This window comes from Streptomyces sp. NBC_00247 (assembly GCF_036188265.1).
GTDB lineage: Bacteria > Actinomycetota > Actinomycetes > Streptomycetales > Streptomycetaceae > Streptomyces.
On the sequence record NZ_CP108093.1, the window covers coordinates 2,593,870 to 2,614,355 of the forward strand.

17 protein-coding genes and 1 tRNA gene are annotated in these 20,486 nt (G+C 71.4%); 10 read left to right on the forward strand and 8 right to left on the reverse strand.

Translation table 11 applies throughout. From position 1 onward, the window contains the following. Window positions 1–43: 43 nt before the first annotated feature. Window positions 44–1,429, forward strand: a complete 1,386-nt coding sequence (locus OHT52_RS10765) for an LCP family protein (protein WP_443046547.1) — start codon at window positions 44–46, stop codon at window positions 1,427–1,429. 103 nt (window positions 1,430–1,532) lie between these two features. Here OHT52_RS10765 and OHT52_RS10770 read toward each other — a convergent pair whose 3' ends face one another. After that, a complete protein-coding gene (locus tag OHT52_RS10770) occupies window positions 1,533–3,005 on the reverse strand; it encodes a sensor histidine kinase (protein WP_328719918.1) in 1,473 nt (490 codons plus the stop codon). A 343-nt stretch (window positions 3,006–3,348) separates the two neighbouring features. Between OHT52_RS10770 and OHT52_RS10775 the strand changes: the two genes are divergently transcribed. From OHT52_RS10775 to pth, 5 genes are all read left to right on the forward strand, one after another. Then, window positions 3,349–3,419 (forward strand) — tRNA-Gln (locus OHT52_RS10775). Window positions 3,420–3,528: 109 nt separating this feature from the next. Further along, a complete protein-coding gene (gene glmU, locus OHT52_RS10780; RefSeq protein ID WP_328719919.1) occupies window positions 3,529–4,974 on the forward strand; it encodes a bifunctional UDP-N-acetylglucosamine diphosphorylase/glucosamine-1-phosphate N-acetyltransferase GlmU in 1,446 nt (481 codons plus the stop codon). Window positions 4,975–5,094: 120 nt separating this feature from the next. Next, a complete protein-coding gene (locus tag OHT52_RS10785; protein WP_327177466.1) occupies window positions 5,095–6,075 on the forward strand; it encodes a ribose-phosphate diphosphokinase in 981 nt (326 codons plus the stop codon). Window positions 6,076–6,372: 297 nt separating this feature from the next. Next, the gene (locus OHT52_RS10790; RefSeq protein ID WP_328719920.1) at window positions 6,373–6,960 is read left to right on the forward strand and encodes a 50S ribosomal protein L25/general stress protein Ctc; all 588 of its coding nucleotides are present in this window, start codon (window positions 6,373–6,375) and stop codon (window positions 6,958–6,960) included. Between the two features lie 172 nt (window positions 6,961–7,132). Further along, the gene (gene pth, locus OHT52_RS10795) at window positions 7,133–7,726 is read left to right on the forward strand and encodes an aminoacyl-tRNA hydrolase (RefSeq protein WP_328719921.1); all 594 of its coding nucleotides are present in this window, start codon (window positions 7,133–7,135) and stop codon (window positions 7,724–7,726) included. Between the two features lie 71 nt (window positions 7,727–7,797). On the opposite strand, the gene OHT52_RS10800 is transcribed toward pth, so the two are convergent. From OHT52_RS10800 to OHT52_RS10825, 6 genes are all read right to left on the reverse strand, one after another. Beyond that, window positions 7,798–8,187, reverse strand: coding sequence for a hypothetical protein (locus OHT52_RS10800; RefSeq protein ID WP_328719922.1), 390 nt, complete (start codon window positions 8,185–8,187; stop codon window positions 7,798–7,800). Between the two features lie 498 nt (window positions 8,188–8,685). Next, window positions 8,686–9,603 (reverse strand): Gfo/Idh/MocA family protein, encoded by a 918-nt coding sequence (locus OHT52_RS10805; RefSeq protein WP_328719923.1) that lies wholly within the window; start codon window positions 9,601–9,603, stop codon window positions 8,686–8,688. Between the two features lie 41 nt (window positions 9,604–9,644). Continuing rightward, the gene (locus tag OHT52_RS10810; RefSeq protein WP_328719924.1) at window positions 9,645–10,889 is read right to left on the reverse strand and encodes an ROK family transcriptional regulator; all 1,245 of its coding nucleotides are present in this window, start codon (window positions 10,887–10,889) and stop codon (window positions 9,645–9,647) included. 89 nt (window positions 10,890–10,978) lie between these two features. Further along, the gene (locus OHT52_RS10815) at window positions 10,979–11,845 is read right to left on the reverse strand and encodes a carbohydrate ABC transporter permease (RefSeq protein WP_328723689.1); all 867 of its coding nucleotides are present in this window, start codon (window positions 11,843–11,845) and stop codon (window positions 10,979–10,981) included. 77 nt (window positions 11,846–11,922) lie between these two features. Further along, on the reverse strand, window positions 11,923–12,903 hold the full coding sequence (locus tag OHT52_RS10820; RefSeq protein WP_328719925.1) for a carbohydrate ABC transporter permease: 981 nt from the start codon (window positions 12,901–12,903) through the stop codon (window positions 11,923–11,925). A 35-nt stretch (window positions 12,904–12,938) separates the two neighbouring features. Further along, a complete protein-coding gene (locus OHT52_RS10825; protein WP_328719926.1) occupies window positions 12,939–14,342 on the reverse strand; it encodes an ABC transporter substrate-binding protein in 1,404 nt (467 codons plus the stop codon). A 134-nt stretch (window positions 14,343–14,476) separates the two neighbouring features. On the opposite strand from OHT52_RS10825, the gene OHT52_RS10830 reads away from it, so the two are divergent. The 4 genes from OHT52_RS10830 to OHT52_RS10845 all read left to right on the forward strand — a co-directional run bounded on the left by OHT52_RS10830 (window position 14,477) and on the right by OHT52_RS10845 (window position 19,854). After that, window positions 14,477–15,523 (forward strand): zinc-dependent alcohol dehydrogenase, encoded by a 1,047-nt coding sequence (locus OHT52_RS10830; protein ID WP_328719927.1) that lies wholly within the window; start codon window positions 14,477–14,479, stop codon window positions 15,521–15,523. Window positions 15,524–15,647: 124 nt separating this feature from the next. Next, window positions 15,648–16,460 (forward strand): sugar phosphate isomerase/epimerase family protein, encoded by an 813-nt coding sequence (locus OHT52_RS10835; RefSeq protein ID WP_328719928.1) that lies wholly within the window; start codon window positions 15,648–15,650, stop codon window positions 16,458–16,460. Then, the gene (locus OHT52_RS10840; RefSeq protein WP_443046548.1) at window positions 16,457–17,890 is read left to right on the forward strand and encodes an MGH1-like glycoside hydrolase domain-containing protein; all 1,434 of its coding nucleotides are present in this window, start codon (window positions 16,457–16,459) and stop codon (window positions 17,888–17,890) included. The genes OHT52_RS10835 and OHT52_RS10840 overlap by 4 nt, the downstream gene beginning before the upstream one ends. Then, window positions 17,887–19,854, forward strand: a complete 1,968-nt coding sequence (locus OHT52_RS10845; protein WP_328719929.1) for an amylo-alpha-1,6-glucosidase — start codon at window positions 17,887–17,889, stop codon at window positions 19,852–19,854. The genes OHT52_RS10840 and OHT52_RS10845 overlap by 4 nt, the downstream gene beginning before the upstream one ends. Before the next feature lie 155 nt (window positions 19,855–20,009). Here the strand turns inward: OHT52_RS10845 and OHT52_RS10850 are convergent, their stop codons facing one another. Further along, window positions 20,010–20,396, reverse strand: coding sequence for a hypothetical protein (locus OHT52_RS10850; RefSeq protein ID WP_328719930.1), 387 nt, complete (start codon window positions 20,394–20,396; stop codon window positions 20,010–20,012). Window positions 20,397–20,486 lie beyond the last annotated feature (90 nt).

A 20,486-nucleotide genomic window follows, 5' to 3' on the forward strand; every position in this document is an offset into this window, starting at 1 on the left:
CCATCCGCGCGGGATCACCGCGCGCACAGCGAAGGAGCACGTCGTGTCAGGACAACGCAGGGCGAACGCCACTCCCACGCCCTCCGAAGGACGGCGCCGACGGCGTACCGGCCGGCGTACGGGACGGTGGATCGCGATAGCCGCGTCCGTCCTCGTCCTGGGCGCGGCGGGTACGGGCGGCTGGATGTACTCCCACCTCAGCGGCAACATCACGGGCGTCGACGTGGACGACGCCCTGGGCGGCGACCGCCCCGAGGCCGCGGCCGGGGGCCAGAACATCCTCGTCATCGGCTCGGACAGCAGAGAGGGACTCGGCGACGCCTACGGCAAGAACCTCACCACGATGCAGTCCGACACCCTGATGCTGCTGCACACCGGCGGGGACGGGAAGTGGGCCTCCGTCGTCTCGTTCCCCCGTGACTCCTGGGTGCGGATACCGTCCTGCGCACAAGGCGACGGCCCCGCCACCGAGCCGCACCACTTCAAGATCAACGAGGCGTACGCCATCGGCGGCTCCACCGGCGACAAGGCCCAGGCCGCCGCCTGCACCATCAAGACCGTCGAAGCCAACACCCATGTGCGCATCGACCACTTCCTGATCGCCGACTTCCGCGGCTTCACCGGAATGGTCAACGCGCTCGGGGGCGTGGAGGTCTGCCCGAAGGAGGACATCCACGACAGCAAGGCCCACCTCGACCTGAAGGCAGGATGCCAACTCGTCCGGGACGACAAGGCCCTGGGCTACGTACGCGCCCGCTACAGCATCGGCGACGGCTCGGACATCGGCCGCATCGGCCGCCAGCAGGAGTTCATGAAGTCCCTGGCCGCCCGCGCCAAGTCCAAGCTGTACAACCCCACCGCGCTGTACGGCTTCCTCGACTCCGCCACCAAGTCGCTGACCACCGACCCGGAACTCGATGGCATCAAGCCCCTCTACAGCCTGGCCGACAGCATCAAGGGCATACCGGCCGACCGGATCTCCTTCCTGACCGTCCCCAACTACCCACGTGAGCGCGACATACCGACGGACAAGGCGAACGTGTCCTGGCAACAGCCCGCGGCCCGGGATCTGTTCACCGCCATGAACGAGGACCGTGAGACGCTACCGGCCGCCCTCAAGGCGGCCGTCGCCGAACTGCCGGCGGCGGCCGGTACGGTCCACGTCACCGTCCTCAACGGAACCGGAACCCGGGGCAAGGCCGTGGAGGTCGCCGAAGCGCTCCGCGCCCTCGGCTTCCAGATCGCGGCCACCGGCAACGCCCCCGCCCACGTCGACAAGACCACGCTCACCTACACCCCGGACCAGGCGGACCGGGCCAAGTCCCTCGCCGGACGCCTGCCCGGCCTCACCCCGACCCCCGCCGCACCGGACACCGGCGCGGGCATCACCCTGGTCATCGGCCCCGACTTCCCGGACCTCACCGGCTGACGCCCGGCCGGGCGGCACCGTTCGGCACACATCACCGCGCCCCCGGAGCCAAGCCGGGCGGGCCCCGGAGCGCGGACGCGACCGGTGCGCCGGAACCGGCCGGCTACCGCGCCCCGGACTCCCTCTCGCCCGTCACCTCGCGGACGCCGCCCTGCCCCGGCACCACCACCTCGATCGGTACCGACTCCACCTCGGGCGCCACCACGACGACCTCCGGGGCGTCCTCGGTCTCCGGGGCGGCCGACCCGTCCGGCAGCACCGCCGACACCCGGAAGCCGCCCGCGTCGGTCGGGCCGGAGACGAAGACACCGCCGAGTCCGGTCACCCGCTCCCGCATCCCGACGAGGCCGTTGCCGCCGCTCGGCAGATCGGCGTCCGCGACGGCCGCGTCGCAGGGGCCGTTCTCCACCTGCATCGCGACCTCCGCCTCGCGGTGCGCGAGCCGTACCCACGTCTTCGCGCCGGCCGCGTGCTTGTGCACGTTGGTCAGCGCCTCCTGCACCACCCGGTACGCGGTCCGCTCGACCTGCGGGGCGTACGGGCGGGGGGCACCCTGCACGGACAGCTCCACGGTCATGCCCGCCTGCCGCGACTGGGCGACCAACTCCTCCAGCTCGCCGAGGCGCGGCCCGTCGTCCGCCGCGAAGGCGGCAGCGGCAGCGGCGGCCCGGCCCACGGAGGCCAGCGGCTGCCGCCCGGCACCGGCATCCGGACCCGAGCCCGTACGCGGCGCGACCAGGGTGTCCCCGCTGCGCAGCACGCCCAGCATCTCGCGCAGCTCGGTCAGCGCCTGGCGCCCCATGTCCCCGACGAGCGCGGCGTTGCGGACCGCCTTGGCGGGGTCCTTCGGGGCGATGGCCTGGAGCGCCGCCGCGTGCACCACCATCAGGCTCACCCGGTGCGCGACCACGTCGTGCATCTCCCGGGCGATCCGGGTCCGCTCCTCCGTACGCGCCCACTCCGCGCGCTCCTCGGCCCGGTCCGCGAGCAGCGACAGCTCCCGCTCCAGCGAGTCGGCCCGTTCGCGCAGGCTCTCCATCAGCCGTCGGCGGGCGCCGATGTAGAGGCCGAAGAGGAGCGGGGGCGCGGTCAGCCCCAGCGCCATGAAGAGGGAGACGACGGGGGCGTACCAGTCCCCGGGCACGGCGGAGGACGCCTGGTCGACGAGGTTCCGGCTCAGCCGCAGGTAGGTCACGATGAAGCTGCCGACCAGGGACATCCCGGTCAGGACGACGGTGATCCTGCGCGGGAGGTCGGACGCGGCGAGCGAGTAGAGGCCGACGATGCCCATCAGGAAGCCGACCTCGGCGGGGGTCGTCGCGATCGACACCAGCACCACGACGATCGGCCACCGGCGCCGCAGCACCAGGACCGACCCGGCCAGCAGCCCGAAGAGCACGCCGACCGGCACCGGCAGCCGGGCCTCCTGCGCGAACTGGATGCCCTCCAGCCCGCACTCCAGCGCCGAGAAGAGTGCCAGTCCCACGTCCAGGGCGACACCGCGCCGCCGTTCCCACCACCAGTAACCGCGGGTGGTCATTCCCGCCGCTTCCTGGTCTGCCCCCGTTGCGGTCATGCCATCCACCCTACGGGCGCCCGCATCCCATTTTCGGGTGACCTCGACAGCACGACGCGTGTTCGAACGAGGGTGAGGCGCGGGGGATCCCCGGAACCGGCGATTCCCCAGGGAACGCGGGCGACGGCCGGGCGTCCCGGGTGATGACCGCCACGTGAGGGATGCCGTCGGCGGGCGTGGGGCGTCGCCGGGAACGGAATCCCGGCGTCGAACATCGGAGACCGCTTGCCGCGCACATCCCGAAAAGTGCCCATCCGCACCGTCGCGTCGGAGGCCACAGGTACGGCATAGTGGTGGCTGCCGATCATCCGGTTCCACAGAACCGGACATAAGAGACAAGCCATCCCGGGTCGTCTAATGGCAGGACAAATGGTTTTGGTCCATTGAATGAGGGTTCGATTCCTTCCCCGGGAGCTCTTCGGCGCGGGCCCCGACCTCACCGGTCGGGGCCCGCGCCCGTTTCCGGCACGTGCACCCCCGGTATCCTGCGGGTGACCGCACCCGAAAGCCGAAGGGCACATCCGTGAGCGCCAACAGCCCCGCAGCAGTCGTCGTCCTCGCAGCGGGTGGAGGCACCCGCATGAAGTCGAAGACGCCCAAGGTCCTCCACGAGGTCGCCGGACGCTCGCTCGTCGGGCACGTCGTCGCCGCAGCCCGTGAACTCGCGCCGGAACACCTCGTCGTGGTGGTCGGGCACGCCGGCGAACAGGTCGTCGCGCACCTCACGGAGACGGACGCGGGCGTACGCACCGCCTTCCAGGCGGAGCAGAACGGCACCGGGCACGCCACCCGCATCGGGCTCCAGGAACTCGGCGGCGCCGAGGGCACGGTGATCGTCGTCTGCGGCGACACCCCGCTGCTCACCGGTGCGACGCTCGGCGCGCTCGCCGCCACCCACACCACGGACGGCAACGCCGTCACCGTGCTCACCGCCGAGGTCCCCGACTCCACCGGGTACGGCCGGATCGTGCGCGACGCCGTCACCGGCGCGGTCACCGAGATCGTCGAGCACAAGGACGCCAGCCCGTCCCAGCACGCGATCCGGGAGATCAACTCCGGGGTCTTCGCCTTCGACGGCCGGCTGCTCGCGGACGCGCTCGGCAAGCTGCGCTCCGACAACAGCCAGGGCGAGGAGTACCTCACCGACGTGCTGTCCCTGCTGCGCGAGGCGGGCCACCGGGTCGGCGCCTCGGTCGCCGGGGACCACCGGGAGATCCTCGGCATCAACAACCGCGTACAACTCGCAGAAGCCCGCCGCCTGCTCAACCAGCGGCTGCTGGAAGAGGCCATGCTGGCCGGTGTGACGATCGTGGACCCGGCCTCCACGCTGGTCGACGTGACGGTCACCTTCGGGCAGGACGCCGTGGTGCACCCCGGTACGCAGCTGCTCGGGAACACCCACGTCGCCGAGGACGCCGAGGTCGGCCCGAACTCGCGGCTGAAGGACACCGTCGTCCACGAGGGCGCCCGGGTGGACAACACCGTCTCCGACAGTGCCGAGATCGGCCCCGGTGCCACCGTGGGCCCCTACGCCTATCTGCGGCCCGGCACGAAGCTCGGGGCGAAGGCGAAGGCCGGTACGTACGTCGAGATGAAGAACGCCACGATCGGCGAGGGGACCAAGGTCCCCCACCTGTCGTACGTGGGCGACGCGACCATCGGCGACCACAGCAACATCGGCGCCGCCAGCGTGTTCGTGAACTACGACGGGGTGGCCAAGCACCACACGACGATCGGTTCGCACTGCCGCACCGGCTCGGACAATATGTTTGTGGCACCGGTCACGGTCGGCGACGGGGTTTACACCGCCGCGGGCTCGGTCATCACCAAGGATGTACCCGCGGGTTCCCTGGCCGTCGCCCGGGGCCAGCAGCGGAATATCGAGGGTTGGGTCGCGCGCAAGCGGCCCGGAAGCGCCGCCGCTCAGGCCGCCTTGGCCGCCACGCAGGATTCCGACGGCGAAAGCTGACCGGAAACACGTGCGCCGGACTCGGCGTACCGTGATAGATGCTCACCCATTTCGGCTGGCACGTTGCACATCGGGACAGATGCGTGCAGCGGTCAGATACACGTCTGAGGAGACTGTGCTGTGACCGGGATCAAGACGACCGGCGAGAAGAAACTCATGTTCTTCTCCGGCCGCGCCCACCCCGAGCTGGCCGAGGAGGTCGCACACCAGCTGGGTGTCGGTCTCGTGCCGACGAAGGCCTTCGATTTCGCCAACGGTGAGATCTACGTCCGCTTCCAGGAGTCCGCCCGCGGCGCCGACTGCTTCCTGATCCAGAGCCACACGGCTCCGATCAACAAGTGGATCATGGAGCAGCTGATCATGCTGGACGCGCTCAAGCGCGCCTCGGCACGTTCGGTGACGGTGATCGTGCCGTTCTACGGGTACGCCCGCCAGGACAAGAAGCACCGCGGTCGCGAGCCGATCTCGGCCCGTCTGGTCGCGGACCTGATGAAGACGGCGGGTGCCGACCGCATCCTCACCGTCGACCTGCACACCGACCAGATCCAGGGCTTCTTCGACGGCCCGGTCGACCACCTCTTCGCGCTGCCGATCCTCGCCGACTACGTCGGTGCCAAGGTCGACCGCTCGAAGCTGACGATCGTCTCCCCGGACGCCGGCCGCGTGCGCGTCGCCGACCGCTGGTGCGACCGCCTCGACGCCCCGCTGGCGATCGTGCACAAGCGCCGCGACAAGGACGTCCCGAACCAGGTCAGCGTCCACGAGGTCGTCGGCAACGTCGAAGGCCGGGTCTGTGTCCTGGTCGACGACATGATCGACACCGGTGGCACGATCTGCGCCGCCGCCGACGCCCTGTTCGCGCACGGTGCCGAGGACGTCATAGTGACGGCCACCCACGGTGTCCTCTCGGGTCCGGCCGCGGACCGGCTGAAGAACTCCAAGGTCAGCGAGTTCGTCTTCACGGACACCCTGCCGACCCCGGGCGAGCTGGAGCTCGACAAGATCACGGTGCTCTCCATCGCCCCGACGATCGCGCGTGCGGTGCGCGAGGTCTTCGAGGACGGTTCGGTCACCAGCCTGTTCGAGAGCGACGAGCACTGACCGGACGGATCGGCGCTGAACGGCGCCGACCGGAGACGGTGGTCCCCACCGCCGTCCGCACCGTCCGGAGCTCCACCACGTTGCACGAGTAACCCGCAGGTCACAGGGGTGCTGGTGGCGGCGTGACTGATCCACTTGGGGGACGGCCTCCCCGCCGGGTAGACTCACCGAGTTGCTCGGCGAGGGAGGCCGTACTCATGTACGGCGCTCCGTTATCGACGCGCTCTTCGTAGCAGGCCATCAAGTCGTGGCCGGGTGACCAGTTCCGTTTTCCGTCACCTCACGAGGAGTGCAGCCATGGCCGACCAGATCAACCTCGCCGTCGAAGCCCGTTCCGAGTTCGGCAAGGGCGCCGCCCGTCGCGCCCGCCGCGCCAACCTGGTTCCCGCGGTCGTCTACGGCCACGGCGCCGAGTCCGTGCACATCAACCTGCCGGCCCACGAGCTGCAGCTCGCGCTCCGCACCCCGAACGTCCTGATCGGCCTTGAGCTCGACGGCAAGAGCGCGCTGGTCATCCCGAAGGCCGTGCAGCGCAACGCCCTCAAGGGCAACATCGAGCACGTCGACCTGCTGACCGTGAAGCGCGGCGAGAAGGTCAACGTCGAGATCGCCGTCGAGACCGAGGGCGACCTGGCCCCGGGCGCCTTCCTGCTGGAGTTCGTCCAGAACACCCTGAGCGTCGAGGCCGAGGCCACCCACATCCCCGAGTCCGTCACGGTCTCCGTCGCCGGTCTCACCGCTGGTGACTCGATCCTCGCGAAGGACATCGCGCTGCCGAAGGGCTCCGTGCTCTCCGGTGACGAGGACGCCATCGTGCTCCAGGTCGTCTCCGCGCAGGCCGAGGAGCCGTCCGCCGACGCCGAGGCCGAGAGCACCGAGGCCTGAGCCTCGACCTCGTCCGACCTGCTTGACTGACGGGGCGGCGGCCTCCCTTCACCGGGGGGCCGCCGCCCCGTCGGCCTGTGCGGGGCACCTCCAGGCCCGTACAACACCCGTACCAGCCCCGCCCTCCGGCCGTCCTTCCCGCGCGGCCCGCATCCGAGGAGACAGCGCGCAGATGTCCGACGTCACCGACCCCTGGCTCATCGTGGGCCTCGGCAACCCCGGCCCCGAGTACACCGCGAACCGCCACAACGTCGGCTTCATGGTCGCCGACCTGCTGGCGGAGCGGATCGGCGGGAAGTTCAAGCGGGCGCAGAAGGCGCAGGCGCAGGTGCTGGAGGGCCGCGTCGGCCCGCCCGGACCGGCGAACCGTCGGGTGATCCTGGCGAAGCCGCAGTCGTACATGAACCTGTCGGGCGGACCGGTGACGGCGCTGCGCGACTTCTACAAGGTGCCGACCGACCATGTCGTCGCGATCCACGACGAGTTGGACATCGACTTCGGGGCACTGCGGCTGAAGCTGGGCGGCGGCGACAACGGGCACAACGGTCTGAAGTCGATGACGAAGTCGATGGGCCCCGAGTACCACCGGGTGCGCTTCGGCATCGGCCGCCCGCCGGGCCGGATGCAGGTCGCGGACTTCGTGCTGAAGGACTTCTCCTCCACCGAACGCAAGGAACTGGCCTACCTGGTGGACCGGGCGGCGGACGCGGTGGAGTCACTGCTCGCGGACGGGCTGGAACGGGCTCAGGGGACGTACAACTCCTGAGCGACCGGAGGCGTGACGGGCGTGGGGGCTCTCCGCCGGGCCGGTCCGCGGACCGGCCCGGCGGCCGTCTCTCAGGCGGACGGCCAGAAGCAGACCGCGACCGCCAGCCACACCATGCCCGCTCCGGCAGCCCCGTACAAGGAGGCTCTGCTCACCTGGACCCGACGCTCGGGGTGCTTCAGCTGTTCCGCGGTCGCTGCCACGAACTTCTTCGCCAGCAGGCCGAAGAGGATGAGGATCAGCACCAGGCAGACGCAGTAGAGATACAGGGTGTCTTCGACCGAATAGTCCCCCAGCGCCGCATAACCGGGCACCAGGACCATGGCGAGGAGTGGCATGACCACGACCATGAACCACCTCAGCTTGCCCGCCGGATACAGCACGTACATTCCGGCCGCACAGGCGACGGTGACGACTCCCGCAATGGTCCACCACGTGGTGGCGGTCAGATCAGAAAGCATGATCGCGATTCCCCCCGAGGTCACGCACGATGCGACTTCCCGCCCCGGGGCGCCAGGCTCCCCGGGGGTGCTCACGCCGCTGCGACCGACGGAGCGGCGAGCGACTCGAACGCGGCGCCGGGCGTCGCGAACTTCAGTGAAGTCATCGCGTTGATCCTAAGGGTTGTGCCGCGATTCGCCGCGTACCCGCCAGGAATTGCGGGACAGCTAAGGACTGTCCCTCACCGGCGGTGCACGGACAGCCTCCGGCAACAGAAACGGCCGCGTTCTTCCGCTTTCCGGCAAGGTGCCTCCGCCGCCCGGTCCCGTCCGGGCTTTCGGCTCCGGCAGAGAGCCAAGTCCTCGAAATTCCGGCGCCGTTCATTCCATCCGGAACTCCCCGTCACGGCTCGGGGCGGAAAGTATCGCGATATCCCCGGAACTTTCACAGAATTCTGGTCCCCCTGCCCCCGAACTGTGACTTCCGAGCACAAGGGCGCCCGCCGACCGGTGGGGCCGTCAGGCGGCCTGCGGGCGGGCCTGGTCGAGGAGTTGCTGGATGCGCAGCCCCCGGGCGGCGTCGATGCCGGTGCCCCTCCCGGTGCGCACGGCCTCGGCGAACTCGCGGCGGAGCACCGGCCAGCACTCCTCGTGGTCGATACCGGCCGTGTCGTACACCAACTCCTCGCCGGTGCCGAAGAGTTCGATACGCGTACGCGCGCGGGGCAGTTGGACGCTCCCGGAGAGGGACGCCTGGCTGACCGCTCCGTTCTCGTGTTCGCAGGTCAGCTCGATCCAGCGGCGGGGGTCGCCGGTCCCGCGTACGGAGACGATCGGGGCGACCGCGCTGTCGAGCAGGTCCAGCAGGTGCGGTCCGAGGTCGAGCAGCGCGCCGTGTTCCAGCCGCCAGGAGGTGGCGAACTCGCCTCCGAGGAACGCCCCGTGGAGGTAGCAGGAGCGGGCCCCGGTGAACTCGCGGCCGGCCGCTTGGGCGAGGAAGGCGCGGGTCGCCGGATGGTAACGCTTGGTGAGGACGAGCTGCGAGACCACCCCGTGCTCGGCGACCGCGTCGGCGACCGTGCGGGCGGCGGCGAGGTCGGCGCCGAGCGGCTTCTCGAGGAGCAGGGCCTTGCCGGCCTTCGCGGCGCGGGGGGCGAGCGAAGCCTGCACGGCGGGCGGTACGGCGAAGGCGACCGCGTCGCAGCCGTCGAGCAGTTCCTCGAAGGAGCCGGCGGCCGTCGTCCCGTAGGCACCCGCGACCTCGGCGGCGGCCTCGGGGCGCCGGGCCCAGACCCCGGTCAGCGTGGTCTCGGGTCCGGCCGCCAGCATCCGGGCGTGCATGGTGCGGGCCCACGGCCCCGCCCCGACCAGACCGACGCGCACCGGCGGGTACGGCCAGGCGTCGGGCGGGGTGCTGGTGGCGGGGCTCTGGGACATGGTGCTCTCCATCGAGGTGCGTACGGCGGGGGTGCGTGCCGTCAGCCGGCCGCGCCGGCGGCGAGCGCGGCGAGGCGGGCGTCGGCCCGGTCGGGGTCGTAGAGGCGCTCGACCACCATGACGGCCGCCCCGGCGAGGGCGGCGCGGTCGCCGAGCGAGGTGGTGACCACCTGGAGGTTGGCGGTGGTGCGGGGCATGGCCCGCTGGTAGAGAAGTTCGCGTACGCCGGTGAGGAACGGGGTGCTCGCGAGGTCGCCGCCGAGCATCAGGACGCCCGGGTTGAGAAGGGTGACCACGGTGACGAGGACCTCGCCGACGCGCTGTCCGGCGGCGCGGGCCAGCCGGAGGGCGTCCGGCTGGCCGGCGGCGAGGTGGCGGCGCACGTCGGAGCCGGAGGCGGTGGGGACTCCGGCGGCGGTGAGCTGTTCGGCGATGGCCCGGCCGCTCGCGACGGCGGCGAGGCAGCCGTAGGACCCGCACATGCAGAGCGCGTCGAGCCGGTCGTGCAGGCGGATGTGGCCGATGTCGCCGGAGCCGCCGTCGATGCCCCGGTACATCTCGCCGCCCACGACCATGCCCGCGCCGATGCCGGTGGACGCCTTGACCAGGACGAACGCGCCGCAGTCGGCGTAGTTCTCACGCTGTTCGGCCAGCGCCATGAGGTTGGCGTCGTTGTCGACGTAGACGGGCAGCGAATCGGTACCGGCGGCCTCCGCCCCAAAAACGGCCGGGCCGAAGGCGTCCGGGCCGAAGTGCTCCGCGAGCGCGGCGCGCATCCGCTCACGGACGGGGAAGCGGTCCCAGCCGGGCATGATCGGCGGCTGGACGACCTGGGCGCTCTCCCAGTCGACGGGTCCGGGGACGGAGAGGCCGATGCCGCAGACCCGGTCCGGTGCGGCGCCCGCTTCCTCCAGGAGCGGCCCGAACCAGCGGGCGAGCCGGTCGAGGACGACGTCGGGGCCGTCGGCGATGACCAGGGTCCCGGTCCGCTCGGCGAGGACCTTCCCGGACAGGTCGGCGACGGCGGCGCGGCCGTGCCGGGTCTCCAGGTCCGCGACGAGCACCACGGCGTGCGTGGGGTCGAACTCCAGCCGGGAGGACGGACGTCCGCCGGTGGACGTACCGGTCGCGCCGCGCAGCCAGCCGGCTCCGAAGAGCTGGTCGAGGCGGTGTCCGACGGTCGACCGGGAGAGGCCGGTGGCCTGTTGGAGTTCGCCGCGGGTGGTGGCCTCGCCGCTGCGGATGAGCCGCAGCAGGTGTCCCGCGCTCGCCTGGTTTCCTGCCATGTCGTCGCCGTCCTCGTCCCGTCTCCCGTGCCCCCGCGGGCCGGCCTTCACTGACCCGGCATCAGCCGGGGCCGCTCGCTGCCAGGTTGTCAGCCCTTGTCCGCGCCGCTGGTCAGCCCCTCGGTGAGGAGCCGCTCGGAGGCGAAGAACAGGATTACCACGGGAATGGTGAGGATGACCGAACCGGCCATCAGGACCGTCTTGGAGACCTCGATGCCGTTGGCGAGCTGCTGGAGGCCGAGGGAGACCGTCCACTTGTCCGGGTCGGCGGCGAGGAAGAGCAGCGCGAAGAGGAACTCGTTCCAGGCGATCATGAAGACGTACAGCCCGGTCGCCATCAGGGTGGGCAGCGCCAGCGGCAGGATCACCTTGCGCACGGTCTGGAGGCGGGAGGCGCCGTCGATGGCGGCGGCCTCCTCGATGGAGAACGGGATGGTGACGAAGTAGTTCTTCATCATGTAGATCGAGACCGGGACCGTCTGCGCGATGTACACGATGGCGAGTCCGACGAGGCTGCCCGAGAGCCCCATTTTCGCGAACATCACGAAGAGCGGGACGGCGAGCAGGGTGGCCGGGAAGAGGTAGACGGCCAGGAAGAGCGCGCTGACGTGCCTGCTGCCGAAGAACTTGAGGCGGCTGACGGCGTACGCGCCGGGCACGGCGGCGGCCAGCGTCAGCAGGACGGTGGCGACGGCCACCAGGGCGGAGTTGCCCAGCATGCCGAGGAAGCCCTGGCCGCCGTCCTCGGTGGACTTCAGGACGCTGCGATAGGTGTCGAGGGTGAAGTCCTTCGAGGAGACCCAGAGGCTCCCGGGGTCCACCAGCAGCGAGTCGATGGGCTTCACCGACAGCAGCAGCATGTAGTAGAAGGGCACGATCGTGATCACCGCGAGGAAGACGATCACGACCCAGCGGGCGATGCCGAAGAACCGTTCCTCGAACTGGGCGCGGCTCATGCGCCGCTTGCGCGGGGCGGGGCCGGTGCCGCCGCCGGGGCGGGTGGCCTCGGGCCGTGTCACGGACGGGGCGGTGGTCATGCCTGCTCCTCCTGGACCTTCTTGCCGAAGAACATGAAGTAGAGGCCCAGCAGGACCATGAGGACGAGGGCGAGGATCAGCGCCTGGGCGGAGGCCGCGCCGACGTCGAAGCGCGAGGTGAGGAAGTCGTACACGCGGACCGCGACGACGTCCGTGCCCGAACCGCCGCCGGTGAGCAGGTAGATGTCGTCGAACTTGTTGAACGTCATGATGAAGCGCAGGACGGACAGCAGGGCGATGACGGGCATCATCTGCGGCAGCAGGATGTGGCGGAAGCGCTGCGAGAGGGTGGCGCCGTCGACCTCGGCGGCCTCCTCCAGGCTGTCCGGAACCGCCTGGAGACGGGCCAGCATGAAGAGGAAGGCGAACGGGAAGTAGCGCCAGGACTCGAAGGCGATGACGGTGAGCAGCGCCAGCGGGATGTCGAAGTGCGCCCCGAGCAGGCTGACTTCGTAGGAGCGGGTGGAGAGGAAGGCGATCGGGTCGTCCCAGCCGAGGAGCTTGCCGCCCCACTCGTTGACGATGCCGTACTGCGGGCTGAGGGCCACCTCCCAGACGAAGGAGACGGCGACGACCGGTGCGACGTACGGCAGCAGCATCGAGGCGCGCAGGATGCCGCGGCCCCGGAAGGGCTTGCGCAGCGCGAGGGCGGCGACCAGGCCGAGGAGGATGGAGCCCGCGGTGGCGCCGACCGTGTAGAGCAGGGTGGTGCCGAGGCTGCTCCAGAAGCCGGGCGAGCCGAAGACCTGCTGGAAGTTGTCCAGGGTCCAGTTGCCGAAGAGGCCGTTCTCCTGGATGTCGACGAGCTTGGCGTTCTGGAAGGCGAGCAGCACGGTCCACAGGATCGGCAGGATCACCACGACCAGGACGACCAGGAAGGTCGGGGTCACGAAGGCGAGGCCCGCGCGGTTCTCCCGGCTGCTGGTGGTCCGTGGACGTCCGCGGCGCACCGTCGCGCCGCTGGTTTTCGTACTCATGGGTCGGTTACCTCGGGGAGAGAGCGGCCGTGCGGCTACTGGAGGGACTTCTGGAGGGCTGCCACTTCGTCGTTGGCTTCCTTGGCCGCCTCGTCCGGTGAGCTCTGGCCGCTGGTCATCGCACCGATGGCCTTGGCGACGGGCAGTTCGCCGTTGGTGGCTCCGACGAGGGCGCCCTGGCCCTGGGCGAGGCCCCACCGCTGCATGTCGCCGACGCCGGAGACGAGCCGGTCGAGGAGCTCGGAGGGGTACGCCTTCTGCATGGACTCGCGCGTGTCGACGCCCATGACACTGGCGCGCCAGGCCTTCTGGAAGGCGCCGGGGTCGGTGGCGGTGCCGGTGCGGACCGGGATCTTGCCCTCGGGGGCCATGCCGAACCAGTCCTCGTACCCCTTGTCCATCATGTACTCGATGAACTTGGCGGAGGCGCCGGTCTCGGCGGTCTTGGTGACGGCCCAGGAGGTGATCTCGCCGAACTGGGCGGGTTCCTTGCCGTCGGGGCCCTGGAGGGAGGTGACGATGCCGGTGTTGCGGGCGAGGAAGCCCGGGTCGTCCTTGCACTGGGCGCAGCTGGGCAGTGCGTCGGAGCGCAGGCCGGCCAGCTCGTCCAGGAGGAACGAGGACCAGACCATCATGGAGGACTTGCCGGAGAAGTAGGTGGCGCGGGTGGAGTCCACGGTCTGGGTGCCGGGTGCGCCGTGCTTCCCGCCCAGTTCGTCGTAGGCGGCGAAGGCGTTGCGGCAGGCGGCGGAGTCGAGGGCGGGTTCACCGTCGTCGTCCACCAGTTGGCAGCCGTTCGCGAGGGCGAGGTCCTCGAAGCTCTGCTGGGTGAAGGCGTCCGAGGGGTCGGTGGCCAGCGAGATGCCGTCGACGGGGCCCTTGTCGAGGGTCTTGGCGGCCTTCAGGGCGGCGGCGTAGGTGTCGGGGGCGCCGAGTCCGGCCTTGGCGAAGAGGTCCTTGCGGTAGACGAGGAGCTGGAGCCAGGCGTCGGAGGGCACGGCGAGGGTGGTGCCGGAGTCCTCGGTGAGCTTGAGGGCGTTGGCGTTGAAGGTTCCGGCGCCGAGGTCGTCGACGATCTTCCCGGCGACCTCCGTGTTGAGCAGCCCGCTGCCGTACATCTGCCAGACCTGTCCCATGGGGACGGCGCCGATCACGTCGGGGAGGTCGCCTGCTGCGGCCGCGGACATGATCAGCTGCGGGAGCTGGGCCTCGTCCACGCCGACCAGGTCGACCTTGATCCCGGTCTCTTTCTCGAAGCGGCTGACCACCTTCTTGGTCGCCGCCATGCGCGGTGCCAGGTTCTCCTGCGACCACACCGTGATCCGGTTGTCCGGCTTCTCGGCATCGGTGCTGCCGGAGCAGCCCGCGAGCAGGCCGGCGCCCAGGGTCGCGGCGAGTCCGAAGAGGGTCGCCTTCGACCGTCGGGTCTTCATCACCATGCTGTTTCCTCACGCCACTTACGCACTTCCATGACGCATCTCAGCATCACTTTTGCTTATTGACAAGACATAACTCTGAGATATCTTCGACCTAAGTCAGCAGCAGTCACCTCCCAGCACCAACGGAGACCCCCGTGGAACGCGTCGTCCAGTTCACCGGCCCTCGCCAGGTAGAAGTCGCCGAGCACGAGAGTGCCGACCTCCCGGCGGGCCACCTGCGGGTCCGTACGCGCTACTCCGGCATCTCCGCGGGCACCGAACTCACCGCCTACCGGGGCACCAACCCGTATCTGACGCGGACCTGGGACGCCGAGGCCCGCATCTTCCGCGACGGCGCGGCGGGCATCGAGTACCCGGTGGCGGGCTGGGGGTACTCCGAGGTCGGCGAGGTCACCGAGGTCTCCCCCGAGCTGACCGCCGTACCCGGGATGCCGGTCGTGGGCGACCTGGTCTGGGGCATCTGGGGCCACCGCAGCGAGGGCATCGTGCCCGCCGAGCGGATGGTCGGCCACACCCTCCCGGCCGGGCTCGAACCGCTGGCGGGCGCTTTCGCCCGGGTCGGCGCCATCGCGTACAACGCGGTGCTCGCCGCCGACATCCACCTCGGTGAAGAGGTCGCCGTCTTCGGGCAGGGCGTCATCGGCCTGCTCACCACCCGCCTCGCCCAGCTCAACGGCGCGCGCGTCACCGCCGTCGACGCCCTCGACGGCCGCCTCGACACCGCCCGCTCCTACGGTGCGCGCCGCACCCTGAACGCCCGCACCGACAGCGTCGCCGAGCGCGTCCGCGAGGCCACCGGCGGCCTGGGCGCGGACGTCGCCATCGAGATCAGCGGCGTCTACCCGGCGCTCCACGAGGCCCTGCGCTCGGTGACCGTGGGCGGCCGTGTCGTCGCCTCCGGCTTCTACCAGGGTGACGGCGCCGGGCTGCGGCTCGGCGACGAGTTCCACCACAACCGGGTCCAGCTCATCTGCTCCCAGATCGGCGGAGTGCCGCCGCAGCTGGCCGGACGGTGGACCGTCGAGCGGCTCCAGCAGACCTTCCTCTCGCTGGTCGCCGAGGGTCTGGTCGACGTGAAGTCCCTGGTCAGCCATGTCGTCCCGGTGGCGGACGCCGCCGACGCCTACGTCCTGCTGGACGAGCGTCCGGCCGAAGCCCTCCAGGTCGTCCTGGAGTTCTGAGCCGTACTCCGGCCCCACCCCGCGCGTTCCCGCCGGTACGGGACGCCCAGTCCCGTACCGGCCCCGCTCCTCGCCCCGCCCCTCCCCCGCGCGCTGCCCGCCGGCGGCGCCCGAAAGGCCACTCATGCCGAAGACCTCGCTGAAGACCGCCTGCCAGGAACAGCTGCTCCCCGGTGACACGCTCCAGGAGAAATGGGCGTTCGCCCAGGACGCCGGGTTCGACGCCGTCGAGCTGCGCTCGCGGGGCGACTTCCACTTCCGGGACCGCCTTCCCGAGCTGAAGCGGGCGCTGGCCGACGGCGTCGTCATGCCGACCGTCTGCGTCGAGATGCTGCACTTCTTCGCCGCGTTCGACGACGGCCTGCGCAAGGACGCCCTGGAGCAGATGAAGTCGCAGCTCAGCGTCGCGGCCGAGATCGGCGCGCGGGGCGTGCAGACGCCGGCGTCGTACGGGATGTTCTCGCGCCGGCTGCCCCCGTTCGAGCCGCCGCGCTCCGAGGAGGAGGACCGCGAGGTACTCCTGGCGGGTCTCACCGAGCTCGGCGAGCACGCCCGCGCGGAGGGCGTCACCCTCTACCTGGAGCCGCTCAACCGGTACGAGGACCACATGGTCAACCGACTGGACCAGGCCGTCGACCTGCTGCGCGCGGTGGGCCTGGACTCGGTGAAGATCGGTATCGACAGCTACCACATGAACATCGAGGAGGCCGACCCGTCGGCCGCCATCCTCGCTGCGGCCCCGTACATCGGCCACGCGCAGGTCAGCGACTCCAACCGGTTCCAGCCGGGCGCCGGCCACCTGGACTGGCCGGCCTGGATCGGCGCGTTGCACACCATCGGATTCGACGGCTACCTCGCCGCCGAGTGCCGCCTGACCGGCGACCCGGTCGAGGCCGTCCGCTCCATCCCGGCGTTCCTGCGGAGGTCGGGCGCGTGACCTCGCTCCTCGTCGAGACCCCCGCCGGTGCCGCGGCCGGGGACGATGCCTCCGACGCGCTCCGGCGCGGCGCCGCACAGGTGCTGCTCAGCAACTGGACGGGCGCCTCCACGGTGCCGTCCCGCGGCCTGTACCCGCACCAGTGGAGCTGGGACTCCGCGTTCATCGCGATCGGCCTCCGCCATCTGTCGGTGCGGCGGGCCCAGCGGGAGCTGGAGACGCTGCTGCACGCGCAGTGGGAGGACGGCCGGGTCCCGCACATCGTGTTCAACCCCTCGGTCCCGCACGACGCGTACTTCCCGAGCCCCGACTTCTGGCGCTCCTCCAGCGCCGGAGCGGCGGCCGGTGCCCCCGCCGGAACCGAGACCTCCGGGATCGTGCAGCCCCCGGTGCACGCGCTGGCCGCCTGGCTGGTGCACCTCGCCGACCCGGAGGACTCCCGCCGGCGCGGCTTCCTGCCCCGGGTCTACGGGCGGCTCGCCGCCTGGCACGACTACCTCACCGGCCCCCGCGACCTGGGCGGCGGCGGCCTCGCCGCGATGGTCCATCCCTGGGAGCCGGGCATGGACAACAGCCCCTGCTGGGACGCGCCGCTCGAGCGCGTGGAACCCGCGGCCTCCGGCTCGTACCGGCGCGCCGACCTCGACCACGGCCAGCCCTCCGAGCGGCCCACCGACCTGGACTACGGACGGTACGTACGGCTCGCCACCGACTACCGCGACGGCGGCTACGCCGACGCGGGCACCGGCCACGCCTTCGCCGTCGAGGACCCGTGCGTCAACGCGCTGCTGATCGTCTCGGAGCACGCGCTCGCCCGCATCGCCGCCGAGACGGGCGCCGACCCGGCGCCGCACGAAGAGCGCGCCGCCCGCCTCACCGAGGCGCTGGTGGAGCGGCTCTGGTCGCCGGAGGCGGGCATGTTCCTCTGCCGCGACCTCGTGGGCGGCGGGCTCATCCCCCAGAAGAGCGTCACCGGACTGATCCCGCTGATCGTCCCCGGTCTCCCGCAGGAGATCGTGGACACGCTGGTCGCGACGGCCCGGAGCACCGCCTTCCGGCTCGACGAGGTCCCGATGGTCCCGTCGTACGACTTCACCGGCACCGTGTTCGACCCGTCCCGCTACTGGCGCGGCCCCGCCTGGTTCAACACCAACTGGCTGCTGGAGCGCGGCCTGCGGCAGTACGGGCACACCCGTGCGGCCGACCGGCTGCGCGCGGCGATGCTGACGGCGGCCGGCCGCAGCGGCTTCGCGGAGTACGTGGACCCCGTCACCGCCGAGGCCCGCGGCACCCGCGACTTCGGCTGGACGGCCGCGCTGACACTGGACCTGCTGATGCCGGCCGGACAGGACGGACAGGCCGGACAGACCGGAAGCGGTGCTCCCGGCCCCGGGGCTCCGCAGGACGCGACGGTCGGAGCGGACGCATGACGGCCGGCACCGGACCCACCCTGGTCCGCGCGGGCACGTTCGCGGTGCTCGGCGCGGACGGCGGGATCACCGGCCGCCGGGGCGCCTCCCCGGACGGCCTCTTCCGCCGGGACGCCCGCCACCTGAGCCACTGGACCCTGACCGTGGACGGCGTGGTTCCCGGTGTCCTCGTACCGGCCGCCGGAGAGGTGTGCGCACAGAGCGTACTGACCCCGCCGGGCACCCGCGACGAGCCGCCCGCTTACACGGTCTTCCGCGAACAGGTCCTCGGTGACGGCTACTTGACGGAACGTGTCCGGCTGGTCGGTAACCGCGACGAACCGGTCTCCGCCGTTCTGGGCATCACCGTGGACGCGGACTTCGCCGACCAGTTCGAACTGCGTTCGGACCGGCGCCGTTACGACAAGAGCGGGGCGCGACGCACCGCGACGCCCACCCCGGACGGGGTGGTCTTCTCCTACGGACGCGGCGACGACTGGCTGTCGCGGACGACGGTCACCTCGGTCCCCGCCCCGACCGAAGTCGCCCCCGTGGACGGGGAGAAGACCGCCCGGGTGCTGCTCTGGCACCTGGAGGTGCCCGCCCAGGGTGCGGCCGAGCTGCTGCTGACGGTGACCGCGCAGCCGAACGGGGCGCCGACGCCCGGACCTTCGGTCACGCCGGACGCCGCCGCGGCCGAACAGCGTCTGGACACCGTCGCGTTCACGGGGTCCGCCGATCAGGGCGCGCTCCCCCTGCCCGCCGACGCTCCGGACGGGCTCGCGGCGGCCTGCGCACGCGGGCTCGCCGACCTGGCCGCACTGCGCGTACCGGCGCTCGGACCGGACGGCGAGCACCTGCGGGTACCGGGGGCGGGTGTGCCGTGGTTCCTGACGCTCTTCGGCCGGGACGCCCTGCTCACCTCGCACTTCGCGCTCCCCTACCGCCCGGAACTGGCGGCGGCCACCCTCGCCGCGCTCGCGGCGACCCAGGGCACGGAGTACGACGCGTTCCGGGGCGAGCAGCCGGGGCGCGTCGTGCACGAGATCCGGCACGGCGAACTCGCCGCGTTCCGCCAGGTCCCGTACGGCCGTTACTACGGCTCGGTGGACGCGACCCCGCTCTTCCTGACGCTGCTGGACGCCCACGCCCTCGCCACGGGCGACACCGCGCTCGCCGCGCGCCTCGAACCGCAGGCGCGGGCGGCGGTGGCGTGGATGTTCCGGGACGGCGGGCTGACCGACAGCGGCTACCTCGTCTACACCCCGGACCCGGACGGGCTGGTCAACCAGAACTGGAAGGACTCCGAGGGCGCGATCTGCTTCCTCGACGGCACCCAGGCCGAGGGCCCGATCGCGGTCGCGGAGGCGCAGGGGTACGCGTACGACGCCTTGGTCCGCACCGCCCGGCTCGCCCGCACCGTATGGGGCGATGCCGACTGGGCCGATGAACTGGATCGGGCCGCTGGGGAGTTGAAGGAACGCTTCTTGCGGGACTTCTGGATGGCCGGCCCGGACTTCCCGGCGCTCGCGCTGGACGGGAAGGGCCGGCAGGTCGACTCGCTCGCCTCCGACGCGGGCCACCTGCTCTGGTCCGGCATCCTCGACGACGAGCACGCCCGCCGGGTCGGACTGCGGCTGCTGGAGCCCGACTTCTTCTCGGGCTGGGCGATCCGCACCCTCGCGGCGGGACAGCCGGGCTACCACCCGCTCTCCTACCACCGGGGCACCTCCTGGCCGCACGACAACGCGGTCATCGTGCTCGGACTCGCGCGGGCGGGCCTGGCCGACGAGGTCCGTACGGTCTCCCGCGGTCTGCTGGACGCGGCCGGCCACCACGGCGACCGGCTGCCCGAGGTGATGGCCGGCTACGGCCGCACCGACCACCCGCGCCCGGTTCCCTACCCGCACTCCTGCTCCCCGCAGGCGTGGGCGGCGGCGACCCCTCTGGCGATCCTCACGGCGCTCCGGGAGACGGGGGCGTAGAGCCCCGGGCGCGCCTGGGGCGTGTGTCGAAAGTGGCGCCGGTCAGGCGGGGCTTTCGACACACGGCCTGAGGACGGTCTCCGGACCGCCCGCCCCCTCCGCACGCACCCGGGCTCAGGCCGGACGCGCGGACCGGCCCACACCGCCACGGCGGCTCAGGGGGACGGCCAGAGGACGATCGCCGCCACCATGCACACCCCGGCCGACCCCAGGATCCAGTACAGGGAGAAGGTGTTGAGGGGCACCTTGCGCCAGGGGGCGCGCTCCTGTTCCGCGATGTCGGCGCCGACCCGTTTCGCGACCGGGGCCAGCATCACGACGAAGGTCACCAGCACGGCGCAGTAGAGGTACAGGGTGAAGGCGACGGGATAGCCCTTGACCACGGCGTTGGGCACCAGGAAGGCCCAGCCGGCCACCGGAGCCAGAGCCATGCTCCGACGGGACTTCGGCGTCGGCATGACCCGGAGCATGGTGGCCAGGTAGACGACGGTGACGCCGACCGAGATCAGCCACCAGGCACTCGTCGCCAGTTGGGACAGCATGTTCACCACTCCCCTCGACGGACGGCGCTTTCTCCCGGCCGGGAGCCTCCTCCCGCCCGGCGCCCGCTCCCCGGGAGCGGGGTCCGGCCG

Excerpts from the sequence above, each read along its gene's own strand:
- OHT52_RS10770 (WP_328719918.1), bottom strand. The coding sequence starts at position 3,005 with ATGACCGCAACGGGGGCAGACCAGGAAGCGGCGGGAATGACCACCCGC.
- OHT52_RS10790 (WP_328719920.1), top strand. The coding sequence starts at position 6,373 with ATGGCCGACCAGATCAACCTCGCCGTCGAAGCCCGTTCCGAGTTCGGC.
- pth (WP_328719921.1), top strand. The coding sequence starts at position 7,133 with ATGTCCGACGTCACCGACCCCTGGCTCATCGTGGGCCTCGGCAACCCC.
- OHT52_RS10800 (WP_328719922.1), bottom strand. The coding sequence starts at position 8,187 with ATGCTTTCTGATCTGACCGCCACCACGTGGTGGACCATTGCGGGAGTC.
- OHT52_RS10805 (WP_328719923.1), bottom strand. The coding sequence starts at position 9,603 with ATGTCCCAGAGCCCCGCCACCAGCACCCCGCCCGACGCCTGGCCGTAC.
- OHT52_RS10810 (WP_328719924.1), bottom strand. The coding sequence starts at position 10,889 with ATGGCAGGAAACCAGGCGAGCGCGGGACACCTGCTGCGGCTCATCCGC.
- OHT52_RS10815 (WP_328723689.1), bottom strand. The coding sequence starts at position 11,845 with ATGAGCCGCGCCCAGTTCGAGGAACGGTTCTTCGGCATCGCCCGCTGG.
- OHT52_RS10820 (WP_328719925.1), bottom strand. The coding sequence starts at position 12,903 with ATGAGTACGAAAACCAGCGGCGCGACGGTGCGCCGCGGACGTCCACGG.
- OHT52_RS10825 (WP_328719926.1), bottom strand. The coding sequence starts at position 14,342 with ATGGTGATGAAGACCCGACGGTCGAAGGCGACCCTCTTCGGACTCGCC.
- OHT52_RS10835 (WP_328719928.1), top strand. The coding sequence starts at position 15,648 with ATGCCGAAGACCTCGCTGAAGACCGCCTGCCAGGAACAGCTGCTCCCC.
- OHT52_RS10845 (WP_328719929.1), top strand. The coding sequence starts at position 17,887 with ATGACGGCCGGCACCGGACCCACCCTGGTCCGCGCGGGCACGTTCGCG.
- OHT52_RS10850 (WP_328719930.1), bottom strand. The coding sequence starts at position 20,396 with ATGCTGTCCCAACTGGCGACGAGTGCCTGGTGGCTGATCTCGGTCGGC.